Below are 12,142 nucleotides of genomic sequence, written 5' to 3'. Positions count from 1 at the left end.
TGATGTCCATAACTGCCGTACCTGTCGCCTCTCTTCAATCCATCGAGGATCAAACAGAGTTGCTTGGTGAGGAGTTGGACCGGATCCGCGCCGAGACCGTCGCGGCGCGCGGCGCGAAGGACGCCCGCTACATCCGTACGGTGATCGCCGCCCAGCGAGGCCTGGAGACTGGGGGCCGCGCCGCCCTCGCCGTATCCCTCTTCCCGCCCGCCTGGCTCGCGGGCACCGCGCTGCTGACCACCGCCAAGATCCTGGAGAACATGGAGCTGGGCCACAACATCCTGCACGGCCAGTGGGACTGGATGGGCGACCCGGCGATCCACTCCACCACCTGGGAGTGGGACTTCCTCACCCCCGCCGACGCCTGGAAGCACACCCACAACCACCTGCACCACACGTACACCAACGTCGTCGGCCTCGACCGGGACCTCGGATACACGATCCTGCGCATGAGCCCGGACCAGCCCTGGCATCCGGCCCACCTCCTCCAGCCGCTGTACACCGCGCTGCTCGCGCCCGTCTTCGAGTGGGGCATCGCCCTCTACGACCTGGAGGCGGACGCCGTCCCGTCCGGCCGCAAGAGCGTGCGGGCCCTCCTCGGCGACCTGGCAGGGCTGGCCCGCAAGGCCGTGCGCCAGGCGGCCAAGGACTACGTGCTTTTCCCGCTGCTCGCCGGGCCGTCCGCGCTGCCCTGTCTGCTGGGCAACGTCACCGCGAACGGGCTGCGCAACATCTGGGCGCACACCGTGATCTTCTGCGGGCACTTCCCGGGCGACGTCCGGACCTTCTCGTACGAGGAGGAGCAGCTGGAGGGCGAGACGCGCGGGCAGTGGTACCTGCGTCAGATCCAGGGCTCGGCGAACATCGAGGGCGGTCCTCTCCTCCACCTGCTCACCGGCAACCTGAGCCACCAGATCGAGCACCACGTCTTCCCCGACCTGCCCAGCAACCACTACGCCGACCTCGCGCCGCAGGTGCGTGAGATCTGCGCCCGGCACGGGATCACCTACGTGAGCGGGCCGCTGTGGCGCCAGTACGCGTCGATGTGGGGCCGCGTCCTGCGGCACTCGGTGCCGGATGCGCCCCGACGCCGCCGGGCTCGGGCCGGGTAGCCGCAGTACGATGGAGTGTGGGTCGGCTCACTCTCACGTGCAGCCGCCCGGAAGGGCGACTCCGGCGTGGTTGCGCCGGAGTCGTTGGCACTGCCGCATCGGCGGGTGTCCGGCGCCGGAGGGGCAGCGCATGATCCACGCAGCCGATATCCGCGAGTGGCGCACCCATGACGTCGTGGACCCGAAGGGGCCCAGGATCGGTGTGCTCGAAGCGGTCTACACGGACGACGTCCTGCCCGCCGAGGCGCGCTCGACGGCGTCCTGTGCGCTGACGGCGACGGGCGGTACGTGCGCTTCTCGGCCGAGTTCTGATTCCCGCTCGGATTCGCTTCCCCTGGCCGGCGCACCCGATAGGAACGCGTGTGCGGGGTGTGAGCGTTCGGGGCGGCCGAAAAAGGCACCCTCTCGCAGTGGGGCGCGGTATCTGACCTAGTGTCAAGAATGTCCGCGTCGACGCCTGTTGTCCGGTCGGAGCGGCCGCGCAGGAGCGCCGAGGAGGACACGGTGCCTTGGACCGATCCGTACGTGAGGAACGACGGAGCGCAAGTTCGGGGGCAGCGGTGAGCCGCCGGCCGCCGGTGCGGCGGACTCGTAAGTCACCGAAGCGTGTCTCCACCCCGACGAAGCCCAGAGGGCCGCAGCCGTTGGCGCTGACCATCGCGGCCGCCGCGGGTGTCGGGTTCTGCGGCGCCGTGGGGCAGTGGCTGCTGGGCGGCTGGTGGCTGCTCGCCGTGTTCGCCGCCGTCGTGGTGGGGGCCGGCGGTCTCTGGCTCACGCAGTGGGCGGTGAGTGCCCAATGGGAGCGGGTGCACGTGCGGAGGCTGCGCTATGGGCTGCCTCAGCTCGACGGGCTCCACCACGAGGACTTCGAGTTCGCGGTACGGGATCTGATGTGCCGTGACGGCTGTGCCGATGCCGTACAGGTGGGCGGGGCCGGGGACAACGGCGCCGATGTGACGGCGACCGATCCGCTGGGCAGGCGCTGGGTGATCCAGTGCAAGCACCGGCAGGACGGCGCCTCGGGGACGCCGGTGGGCACCCCGGATCTGCACGTGCTCAACGGCACCGGACGGCAGCTGCACGGCGGGGACGTGGTGGTCCTGGTGACGAACGGACGCTTCACCGCGGGGTGTGCGCCGCTCGCGAAGTCCCAGAAGCTGCACCTGGTCGACCGGGGAACCCTGGGGGAGTGGGCGGGAGGTTCACAGCCGCTCTGGGAACTGCTTCAGCGGCTGCCCCCGACGGGGAGGCGGGCGGCGCTGTCGCCCTGAACGGACCCGGTGCGCATGGCGAGTTGAGTCCGTACGGCCGCCGGAGGAGTACGGTGGCGGCACCGAGGGTTTTTCGCGCACCGGCCTCCAAGCCGGTGTCGTTTTCGGTGATTGATCACGCCGAGCCGGTTCCGACCGGCGCGGAGCAGGGTTCCCCTCATGACCGCGACCGTTCCGTACCCGCCGAGTCCAGAAGACCGGCGCTCCCCTCCTTCTCTCCGCGTGTCGCAGGCTCCCACCGGTTCGACACCGGATCTGCTGGACGGCGCCTGGTGGCCCCGCTCCCTGGCCGTACTCGATCCGCAGACGGTTCCCGTCTCGGCCGCCTGGTTGATGGCTGCCGTGAGCGGCCCACTGCGCATGTCGGGCACGGGCCGGCTGATCGAGGAGGCGGCGCGCCCCGTCAGGCTTCTGGCGGGCACCAGCGGTGAGCCGGTGCTTCCCGGCACCGCTGTCCTGCGGATGGAGGCGACGGCCAGGCGCACGGGGACGTTCGACGGAGCGTGGTGGCCGCGGACCCGCGACCCCAAGAGCGAGCTGTCGGGTCTCCTCGCCGCGCTGACGGCCCGCCTGGGCCCCCTCGCCCGCGTGGGCCTCGACGCGAGCGACTGGGACGGGTCCCCGGACCATCTGTTCGTCGACGGGCACATGGTTCGCATCGATTGGTCCGCCGTGGGCGACAACACCATGATCGTCACCCGTGGCGACCAGGACCACTTCCTGTTCCTCGTGATCCCACCGGGCACCGGCACCGGACCCGCGCACGCCGCGATGGTCATGGCCGTACAGGACGGCGACGCCGTCTCGGCCGAGCGGATCCTGGCCGCCACCGGCATCACCCGGGCCGGCTGAGCAGAGCCTCGGCAGCAGCCCGCGACACCTGTGCGACGAAGGTGGTCAGCGGCGCGCCAGTTGCCGTTCGCCGGCCGCGCCGGGCTGGTAGGGGAGTCCGTAGTGCTTGAAGATCGCTTCCTCCTGTCCGGCGGGCAGGACGTCGTCGGTGCCGATCGAAGGGGCCTGCTTCACCAGCGTTCTGGCATGGTCGACCCGGAGATAGTCGGGCCCGACGATCGCGTCCTGGAGAGGGACGAAGACCAGCCGGTGCCGGGTCGGCAGTCCGGTCCGTACCGTGGCCATGGCCGGCTCGTCGGTGCTGGTGTCCACATAGACGGCCTCCAGGACGCCGATCTTGTGCGACTCGGAGTCGACGACATCGCGGTTGCGCCATTCCCGGATGTCGGCTGCGTGAATCATGGCCTCTCCCTGCCTGGACGACTGGCCTGAGGGTGGTGAGTAGTTCGGGTCACCTGCGGCGTTCGTGGTCCCGACGGTCCTCGCGCCGCCGGCGCGCCCGGTAGTTCCCGTAGTCCCCGAGATCGGAACCGCCGTCACCGCTCCGGCCGCTGACGCCGTAGACCAGCACCGCCGCGGCCACCCACCAGAGGGGATCGAGGAAGCCGAAGCCGAACGGAGCCACGATGAGGATGAGGAGCAGGACGAACACAGAGGGCCACCCCGGGAGCGGGACAGCATCGATACCGGGGACTGGGGCCTCACCGCACAGCGTAGCCCCGCCCGAACGCTGCGGATACGGTCCGAGGCCGGCGCATCCGGCCCTGTACGGATGGCTGTTCGGCACTGTCGGGGAACCGCTGCGAGGGCTAGCGCGCCATGCCGCCCCTGCCCCCGGCAGCGTCGCACCATCTGTGCGCTCCCCAGGGGGCGTCCCCGCGCATCGGTGCCGGAACCCGGCACGTCACGAGCCGTTCCCGTGCGCGTCCGTCAGCACGATCCCGGCGTACCCGATGCGTCCCGAGCGGGCACCGATCTGCTGTCCGCCGCGTCGCACGCGTCCCCCAACGGGCGGTACACATGTACGCGCTGACCATTCCCGCTTCGACCCCTTCGTCCTGCTCGCTACCGTGCTGGGCCTTTCCTGGTGGGAGGACCGCATCCTGCCGACACCGCCGACCGGGCCGGTCGCGGTCCTCGCCGAGGCTCCGTCCACCCCGGTGGTCCCAGCGCAACTCCCGGAACCCGTCGGTGCCGACGCCGCGCTCACAGGTGATCCGCCGTTCCACGCCGACGCGCTCACTCCGCCTCGCGCGCCCTCTCGCGTCCGGCGGTGACGTGGGTGACGGCGGCGGACAGCTGTTTGAGGGCCGCCTCGGGCGGGGGTTCGCCGCGGACGGAGTCCACCAGTTGCTGTGCCGCGCGGTGGAGTTTGGTGTTGGTGTTCTGCGAGGTCATCACCAGGACGTTCCATGCCTCCTCCGCGCTGAGGGAGAAGGTGGCCATGAGGATGCCGCGGGCCAGGTCGATGAGTCCCCGGGTCTGCATCGCCCGCCGCAGCTGGACGACCTCGACCCGTGGGTCCGTCGAGGACTGCGAGGCGTCGTCTTCCTGGTCCACCTCACCCTCCGGGGCGAACAGGGGCAGGGTGTCGGTGAGTGAGAACACCCGTTCGGCGGCCGGGCTGATGGTGCGGATCGTGGCCGTCTTGCACTGGTCGAGGGCCTGCTGCCGGATCCCCAGCAGGGCGTTGAGCCCGGAGCAGTCGCAGAACTCGACGCCGCCGAGGTCCAGGTCGATGCCCTTGCCGGAGTCCGTGAGCGCCGAGCGCAGGGCCTGCTGGAGCTCCTGGTCCGCGGTGAGGTCGAGATCGCCGCGCACGGTGACCACCGTCCGGTCACCGTCGGGTCGGGTGCAGACCGTCAGCCGTGTCTCGCCGCCGTGACCGGCGAGCCTCGTGCATCCATTGACCGGCCCTGCACAGCAGAGTGCCGACTTGGACATGGTCCTCTCCCCAGAGCCGGGAACACCCACGTTTTCGACGCCACCAGATTCGCCCGTACGTGGACTCACGTCAATAGATGCATGAAATTAGTTTCGTGTATTTTCATGCCTGAATCCTTAGGCGTACGATGCGCTCATGAGTGGAGCGACGGAGCCGCACGCGGGGTGGACGTTCATCACCAACCATGCGCGGGTACTGGCGGCCATTGCCGAGAATCAGAGCGCGCGGGTGCGCGACATCGCAGCCCATTGCAGACTCACCGAGCGCGCTGTCCAGAAGATCATTTCCGATCTGGAGCAGGGCGGATACCTGTCCCACACGCGTGAGGGACGCAGCAACGCCTACCGGATCGCGCAGGGGAAGATCCTGCGCCACCCCGCCGAGGCCGGGCTCACCGTCGCCTCGCTGCTCGCCCTGCTCGCCCAGGTGGACGGCCACCACGAGGTCGCGCCCCGCATCGGTGCGGTCGTGACCGAAGAGGCGTGAGCGCACGCGCGGCGACGCGGGCCCCGGACGGGACCCGCGTCGCTGTGTGCGGGGAGTGTCAGCCGGTCGTCACGGCCGTGTCGTCCACGACGAAGCTGGTCTGGAGCGAGGAGTCCTCGACACCGGAGAACTTCAGCGTGACGGTGGTGCCGGCGAAGGCCGACAGGCTGAAGGGCTTCTGGACGTAGCCACTGGCCGCGTTCAGGTTGGAGTAGGTGGCCAGGGTGGTCGATCCGGCGGTGACCGTCAGCTTGTCGTACTAGGTGTTGGTGGTGGTCTCGGCCGTGTCGATGTGCAGGTAGAAGGTGAACGTGGTGCCCGTGCAGCCGCTCGGGACGGTCACCGACTGGGAGAGCGTGTCGGTGTGGGTGGAGCCGTAGCCGTCCAGCCAGGCCTTGTAGGAGCCGGTGCGGGCCGCCTGGCTGCTGGAGCTGGTGATGATGCCGCTGCTGGCGGTCCAGGTGGTGTTGCCCGACTCGAAGCCCTGGTTGCCCAGGAGTTGGGCCGAGGTGCAGCTGCCGCCGCCGCTGGAGCTGACCGTCCAGGTGAAGGAGGCGGTCCCGGTCGCGCTGCTCCCACTGCGACGGCCGTGCGTCGACGGCCGGTGACAGACCGGGCAGACGGGATGTGCTGTCCGGGTCGAGCTGAGCAGGGCCGTGCGGGAACCTCCGCGCACGGCATGTGCGGCCTGTGCGCAGGGTGGAGGAAGAGTGGCGGACTTGACCGTGGCATGTCATTCAGTCGGGTGTCATTCGAGGGTTATCCCTCCACGACCCCGCTGACCTGTGCGTTTGCTGTGGAGCGGCTTAGCGCTCGGCGACCTCCAGGACGGCTTCCAGCTGCCGGAGCGGCTCGGGGCCGACGAAGCGGAGGACGACGGTGTCGGCGCCGGACGCCCGCAGCGCACCGATCTTTTCGGCGGCCTGTGCCGCGCTGCCGGAGACGGTGAAGACCTCCTCCTGCGGGCGGCCCAGCCAGGCACCGTGGCCCTCGGTGTGCGGGTGCAGGGTCCGGGCCACCTCCTCGGGGTCGTCACCCACGGTGCAGAACGCGAAGACACTGAGCGTGTGGTCCTCACCCGCCCCGCCCTTCGCGAGCAGCGCCCGGATGTTCTCCAGATCCCGCGGTCCATGCCCCTCGGCGATCAGGGTGCCGTCCGCGACCCGCCCCGACAGCTCCAGGGAACGCGGCCGCACCACACCGGCGACCAGCGGCGGCGGCTCGGCCGGCGGGTGGACGAGCCGGATGCCGTCGATCCGCACCTCCCGGCCCTCCGCCGTGACCCGCTCCCCGTGGAGCAGCGCCCGAACGGCGGTGATCGTCTCCTCCAGCAGGGCCAGCGGAGAGCGCGGCGCGACACCGACCTGCTCCATCCACTCCCGTACGCCATGACCGATCCCGGCCACCAGCCGACCCGGGAACACCCTTGCCAGCGTGGCCAGTTCCATCGCCAGCAGCGCCGGGCTGCGCAACGGCGCCGGTGCGATCCCGATGCCCACCCGCAACCGCCGGGTCGCTCCCAACGCCACGGCCGCCGCCGACACCCCGCCGTTCCAGCGGAGGTCCTCCACCACCCACAGGTCGTCCGCGCCGAGCGCCTCGGCCTGCCGCGCGAAGTCGGGCAGCCCCTCGGGGGCCCAGTCGCGGTCGTACATCACACCGATCCGGAGATTCGTCATGCGACGGAACCTACGGTCCGGCCGAGCAACCGATCAACGGGCTTTAGCGCCAAGATCCAACAGGATCGCCTCAGTTCAGACAACTCCTGACCGCCGTACGCAACGCCGTGCGCACCTCCTCGGGCGGCTGCGGGCCGTCGGACTCCGTGCCGGCGGTGAGGGCCGCGGCGACCGTACGCAGCTTGGTGTTGGAGAGCTGGGAGGTCTTGCGCAGGATGGTCCAGGCCTCCTCGGACGTACAGGAGTGGGCGGCCATGAGGATGCCGCGGGCCTGGTCGATCACGGGCCGGGAGGCGATCGCCTGGCGGAGCTGCTCGACCTCCGCGCGCAGCAGATGGAGCTGCTCCGCGCGCTCCAGGGCCACCGCGGAGGGGGCCGGGGGAGCCGGCTCGGGGACGGTCGGGCCCGGTGCCGCCCGCAGCGGGTCGGTGGTGTCCAGGCCGGCGAGCTCCAGGATCCGGCGCGGCTGGCCGGTCCAGCGAGTGGCGGCCACCGGGATGCGCCGCCGATGACTGTAGGCGTCGAGGACTTCCAGGAACTGGAGCCCGCCGGTGTCCATGAACACCACGGCGGCCATGTCCAGTTCGACCCGGCGGACTCCGTCCGGCAGCGCCGTCAGGGTCTCGTCCAGGACCTCCGCACAACCGTGCACGAGCTCGCCGCGCGGCCGCAGCTCCGCCCGGCCCGCTTCCGTACGGCCATCGATGACCAGGGCGTTCAGCCGCCCTGTGAGAGATGTGTGTGCCGCTGGGATCATGTCTCCGCCTCGTCGGTCCCCGGCCGTCGTCGCGCTGATGGGCCTCCTTCGTGCCCACCGGGATCCGGGCGGAGCCGGGCACCCAGCTCCGCGGGGGCCCGGCGGTGCTGATCGTGCGCCTGCCCGACCCGTCGCGGGCTACACCCATGAGGCGGGGATTGACAGGCTTCCGCCCGGGGTACGCGCGTTTCGTCCACGAACAGCGGGAGACGGCGCACGAGCAGTGGGAGACGGCGTGCATCTTCATCACCGACCACCTCTGCGGTCCGCCGACGCGGCACCGCGACTCACGGTGTCCGCGTTGCGCGGGCACAGCGGTCTGCGCGCCGTGGGCGAGGTGGGCCACGCCACGCACGAGATCTGGGAGCGCGCATTGGAACAGGCGGTGGGCGCGCGTGCGGACGTGTACCGGCTGGAGCTGTCGGCGGTGACCTTCGTCGACGTCGCGGGCGCCGATGCCCTCGCGTCCGCCGCGCGGCGGCTGGAGGAGGGCCGGCTGCTGCAGCTGCACCGCCCGCCGCCCACACTGAGCCGGACACTGGACATGTTCTGGCCGGGCCTGTCGGGGATCGAGGTGACGCTGCCATGACCGCCGCGTTCCTGCACCCCGCCCTCTTCTACCGGGACGCCCAGGACTACCTCGCCGGCACGATCCCCTTCGTCCGCGAGGGACTTGCGGCGGGCGAACCGGTCGCCGTGGCCGTACCGGGCGACAACCTCCGGCTGATCCGCGACGCCCTCGGCGACGCCGCCGACGCCGTACGGCTCCTGGACATGCGGGAGGCCGGCCGCAACCCCGGCCGGATCATCCCCGGCGTGCTGCGCGCCTTCGCCGACGCCCAGCCGGCCGGCCGCCGGGTGCGGATCATCGGCGAACCGATCTGGGCCGGCCGCACGGCCGGCGAGTACCCCGCGTGCGTCCAGCACGAGGCACTGATCAACGCGGCCTTCGAGGGCCGGTTCGCGACCATCCTGTGCCCCTACGACATCCGACGCCTCGACGAGCGGGTGCTCGCCGACGCCTACGCCACCCACCCCACGGTCATCCCCTCCGGCGGCGGACCGGAGCAGGAGAACGGCCGATACGCTCCCGACGCCGTCGTGGCCCGCTACAACGAGCCGCTGCCCGCCGTCGTGGACGTGCTGTCCCTCTGCTTCGACGCTGGCTCGCTGCCCGAGGTCCGCCATCTCGCGACCGCCGAGGGCGCCCGGCTCGGGCTGACCGGGCTCGCACTGGAGAACCTCACCCTCGTGGCGGCCGAGCTGACCACCAACAGCGTGGTGCACGGCGGCGGTTCGGGGACGCTGCGGGTGTGGGCCGAGGACGGGTACGCGGTGTGCGAGGTGCGGGACAAGGGACGGCTCGCCGATCCCCTGGCGGGACGGCGGCCCGCGGCACGCGACCAGCGCGGCGGGCGAGGACTGCTGCTGGTCAACCTGATCGCCGACCTCGTCCGGACCCACACCGGCGAGGAGGGGACGACGGTGCGCTGCTGGTTCGCGCGCTGACACGGTGTCGAGCCCTTCGGCCCCCTGACCTCAGAGCGGCGCCTGCCAGGTCACCGTCGTCCCCGTGCCCCCGTCGTCGGCCGCCCCGTCGTCGTACACCGTCAGCCGCACGCCCTCCCGGCCGTCCGGCAGGGTCGCCGTCGCGTCGACCGTGACCTCGATGCGCGAGACGCCGGAGCGACGGGACGTGGTGGCGAGGGCGCGGCGCAGGGCGGTGAGGAGATGACCCGCCGTCTGCTCGGGGACACGGCTCTCGACCGCGCCGGTGAACCGTGCGGACGGCGCGAAACCCAGCAGGGCCGCCGCACCCGCCGTCTCCCGGAGCACCTTGCCCCGGAACGTCGTCGGGGCGTCCGCGGGCGGCTGCTGCAGCGCGAAGATCGTCGTACGGACCTCCTGGATGGTCGACTGGAGCTCGTCGACCGCCTTCCCCAGCGTCTCGTGCACGTCGTCCGCCCCGCTGCGGCGCTGGGTGGACTCCAGCATCATGCCGGTGGCGAACAGCCGCTGGACGACGAGGTCGTGCAGATCCCGGGCGATACGGTCGCGGTCCTCGAAGACGGCGAGGAGCTCGCGGCTGTGCTGGGCGTCGGCGAGGACCAGGGCGAGCGCGGCCTGCGAGGCGAACTGGACCGCGAGCAGGCGTTCCACGGAGGTGTACGGGCGGTCGCCGCGCCGGCGGGGCAGGGCGAGGGTGCCGATCAGCCGGCCGCCGGCCTGGAGCGGCAGCATCATGCTGGGCCCGAACCGGTGCCGTACCGGCGTCGTCATCCGCGGGTCGGTCGCCGAGTCCTCGACGAACACCGGTTCACCACCCAGGAGTTGCTCCAGCACCGGACTGCCGGGGGCGATCGTCGTGCCGACGATGTCACCGGGATCGTCGTACGTCGAGGCGGTCACGATCTCCATGCCGCCCTCCTCGGTCGGCTGGAGGATGACACCCGCGGAGGCGTCGGCGAGGAGACGGGCGCGTTCGGCGACCGTCGTGAGCGCGTCGGTCGCGGACCCCTCGCCGAGCAGCGCGGTGGTCACGGCCGCCGCGCCCTCGATCCAGCGCTCGCGCTGCCGGGCCGCCTCGTACAGCCGGGCGTTGCCGATGGCGATACCGGCCTGGGCGGCGAGGACGTGCAGGAGCTGCTCGTCCTCGGCGGTGAAGGGGTCCTTGCCCTTGTCCGCGAGGTGCAGCGTGCCGAACTCCTCGTCCTGCACCCGGATCGGCACGGTGAGCGAGACCGCCGTGCGCGGGGCGGTGCCCGGGGTGCGGAGCTCGATGAGTCCGTCCTGGCCCGGGTCGGCCGTCCCCAGCGCGGCGTACCGGGCGCCGGTGAGGTCGGCGGCGGCGTCCACGATGTGCTGGAGGGTGGTGCGCAGTTCGAGATCGGTGCCGACGCTGAGGACGGCTTCCAGGAGCGGGGGAAGGGGGTCGTCGGCCATGCGGTCGATGGATACCGGTGTCGGTGTCTGTCGCGGTGTCGGTGTCAGTCGGCCAGCGGGTCCAGTGTCAGCGGCTCGATACGGCCCTCCAGCATCGCGCCGAGACCCTCCACCGCGCACACCTCGGGCCGTTCGGCGATGTGCACCGGCATGCCGGTCGCGTGCCGCAGCATCTGGTCGAAGCCGGGGAGCAGCGCGCTGCCGCCGACCATCATGATCCCGCGGTCGGCGAGGTCGGCCACCAGGTCGGGCGGGCAGTCCCGCAGCACCTTGCCGATGCCGTCGAGCACGGCGGTGAGCGGGGTCTGGATCGCGTCGCGGACGGCGGCGGTGTCGACCTGGACGGAGCGGGCGAGCCCGGTGGCGACGTCCCGGCCGTGGATCTCGGTGGAGGCGGGACCCGAGGCGGTGAGGCCGTTGCCGGACAGGGCGAGCTGCAGCGGTCGTACCGACTGACTCGGCAGCATCAGCTCGTGCTGGTGGCGCAGGTGCTGCACGATCGCGTGGTCCACGGCCTCGCCGCCGACGGGGATGCGTACGGCGTTGACGATCGAGCCGAGGGAGAGCACGGCGACCTGGGTGGCCGCGGCCCCGCACACCAGCACCATCGTCGCCTCGGGCCGCTCCACCGGCAGTCCGCAGCCGACGGCGGCGGCGATGAGCGTGTCCACGAGTTCGACGCGGCGGGCACCCAGCCCGACCATGGTCTCGATGCAGGCGCGCTGGGCGAGGGGGTCCGCGTCGTGCGGGGTGCAGGCGGCGGCACGCAGGATCGGCTTGCGGCGCAGCGAGCGGCGGATCTTGTCGCCGAGCAGGTGGCGCAGCATGCGCTGGGCCATCTCGATGTCGACGACCGTGCCGCCGGAGACGGGGCGGACGACACGGATGTAGTCGGGGGTACGGCCCGTCATCTTCTCCGCGAACTCACCCACCGCGATCAGCGCACCGGTCCGGGTGTTCACGGCGGCGACGGACGGCTGGTCGACGACGACCCCGGCGCCCTTCACGTACACCCGCGTCCTCGCCGCACCCAGATCGACGGCGAAGTGGCAGCGACGCAGCTGCTCCAGACTGGCGGTGGCGGTCATGGGCAGGTC

13 protein-coding genes and 1 pseudogene are annotated in these 12,142 nt (G+C 71.5%); 6 read left to right on the top strand and 8 right to left on the bottom strand.

The genetic code is table 11. The features are described from left to right. The first annotated feature begins 8 nt into the window (after positions 1-8). The 3 genes from OHU89_RS17195 (at position 9) to OHU89_RS17185 (ending at position 3,235) form a co-directional block, all read left to right on the top strand. Positions 9-1,112 carry a fatty acid desaturase family protein gene (locus OHU89_RS17195; RefSeq protein WP_405654529.1) on the top strand — a complete coding sequence of 368 codons (1,104 nt, stop codon included), beginning with the start codon at positions 9-11 and terminating at the stop codon, positions 1,110-1,112. Between the two features lie 644 nt (positions 1,113-1,756). After that, on the top strand, positions 1,757-2,383 hold the full coding sequence (locus tag OHU89_RS17190) for a restriction endonuclease (RefSeq protein ID WP_405643915.1): 627 nt from the start codon (positions 1,757-1,759) through the stop codon (positions 2,381-2,383). Positions 2,384-2,605: 222 nt separating this feature from the next. Then, positions 2,606-3,235 (top strand): DUF5994 family protein, encoded by a 630-nt coding sequence (locus OHU89_RS17185; protein ID WP_405643913.1) that lies wholly within the window; start codon positions 2,606-2,608, stop codon positions 3,233-3,235. 45 nt (positions 3,236-3,280) lie between these two features. On the opposite strand, the gene OHU89_RS17180 is transcribed toward OHU89_RS17185, so the two are convergent. From OHU89_RS17180 to OHU89_RS17170, 3 genes are all read right to left on the bottom strand, one after another. Next, the gene (locus OHU89_RS17180) at positions 3,281-3,637 is read right to left on the bottom strand and encodes a PRC-barrel domain-containing protein (RefSeq protein ID WP_405643911.1); all 357 of its coding nucleotides are present in this window, start codon (positions 3,635-3,637) and stop codon (positions 3,281-3,283) included. Positions 3,638-3,686: 49 nt separating this feature from the next. Next, positions 3,687-3,887: a hypothetical protein gene (locus tag OHU89_RS17175; protein ID WP_405643909.1), complete on the bottom strand. Its 201-nt coding sequence runs from the start codon at positions 3,885-3,887 to the stop codon at positions 3,687-3,689. 587 nt (positions 3,888-4,474) lie between these two features. Beyond that, complete coding sequence (locus OHU89_RS17170) at positions 4,475-5,179, bottom strand: ANTAR domain-containing protein (RefSeq protein ID WP_405643907.1); 705 nt, start codon at positions 5,177-5,179, stop codon at positions 4,475-4,477. 136 nt (positions 5,180-5,315) lie between these two features. On the opposite strand from OHU89_RS17170, the gene OHU89_RS17165 reads away from it, so the two are divergent. After that, positions 5,316-5,666 carry a helix-turn-helix transcriptional regulator gene (locus tag OHU89_RS17165; protein WP_405643905.1) on the top strand — a complete coding sequence of 117 codons (351 nt, stop codon included), beginning with the start codon at positions 5,316-5,318 and terminating at the stop codon, positions 5,664-5,666. A 58-nt stretch (positions 5,667-5,724) separates the two neighbouring features. Here the strand turns inward: OHU89_RS17165 and OHU89_RS17160 are convergent. The 3 genes and pseudogenes from OHU89_RS17160 to OHU89_RS17150 form a co-directional block, all read right to left on the bottom strand. Further along, positions 5,725-6,237: pseudogene (locus OHU89_RS17160) on the bottom strand (M4 family peptidase); the annotation flags it as partial. A gap of 235 nt (positions 6,238-6,472) precedes the next feature. Further along, the gene (locus tag OHU89_RS17155) at positions 6,473-7,345 is read right to left on the bottom strand and encodes an LLM class flavin-dependent oxidoreductase (RefSeq protein WP_405643903.1); all 873 of its coding nucleotides are present in this window, start codon (positions 7,343-7,345) and stop codon (positions 6,473-6,475) included. Positions 7,346-7,415: 70 nt separating this feature from the next. Continuing rightward, a complete protein-coding gene (locus OHU89_RS17150; RefSeq protein WP_405643901.1) occupies positions 7,416-8,102 on the bottom strand; it encodes an ANTAR domain-containing protein in 687 nt (228 codons plus the stop codon). A gap of 235 nt (positions 8,103-8,337) precedes the next feature. Between OHU89_RS17150 and OHU89_RS17145 the strand changes: the two genes are divergently transcribed. Continuing rightward, entirely contained in the window at positions 8,338-8,691 is a 354-nt protein-coding gene (locus OHU89_RS17145) for an STAS domain-containing protein (RefSeq protein ID WP_405643899.1), read from the top strand. Beyond that, on the top strand, positions 8,688-9,611 hold the full coding sequence (locus OHU89_RS17140) for an anti-sigma factor RsbA family regulatory protein (RefSeq protein ID WP_405643898.1): 924 nt from the start codon (positions 8,688-8,690) through the stop codon (positions 9,609-9,611). The genes OHU89_RS17145 and OHU89_RS17140 overlap by 4 nt, the downstream gene beginning before the upstream one ends. A gap of 30 nt (positions 9,612-9,641) precedes the next feature. On the opposite strand, the gene OHU89_RS17135 is transcribed toward OHU89_RS17140, so the two are convergent. Further along, positions 9,642-11,045, bottom strand: a complete 1,404-nt coding sequence (locus OHU89_RS17135; RefSeq protein ID WP_405643896.1) for a GAF domain-containing sensor histidine kinase — start codon at positions 11,043-11,045, stop codon at positions 9,642-9,644. Between the two features lie 44 nt (positions 11,046-11,089). Further along, positions 11,090-12,133: a rod shape-determining protein gene (locus OHU89_RS17130; RefSeq protein WP_405643894.1), complete on the bottom strand. Its 1,044-nt coding sequence runs from the start codon at positions 12,131-12,133 to the stop codon at positions 11,090-11,092. Positions 12,134-12,142 lie beyond the last annotated feature (9 nt).

The organism is Streptomyces sp. NBC_00019 (assembly GCF_045041015.1).
Lineage (GTDB): Bacteria > Actinomycetota > Actinomycetes > Streptomycetales > Streptomycetaceae > Streptomyces.
This window is presented reverse-complemented; position numbering and strand designations above follow the sequence as displayed.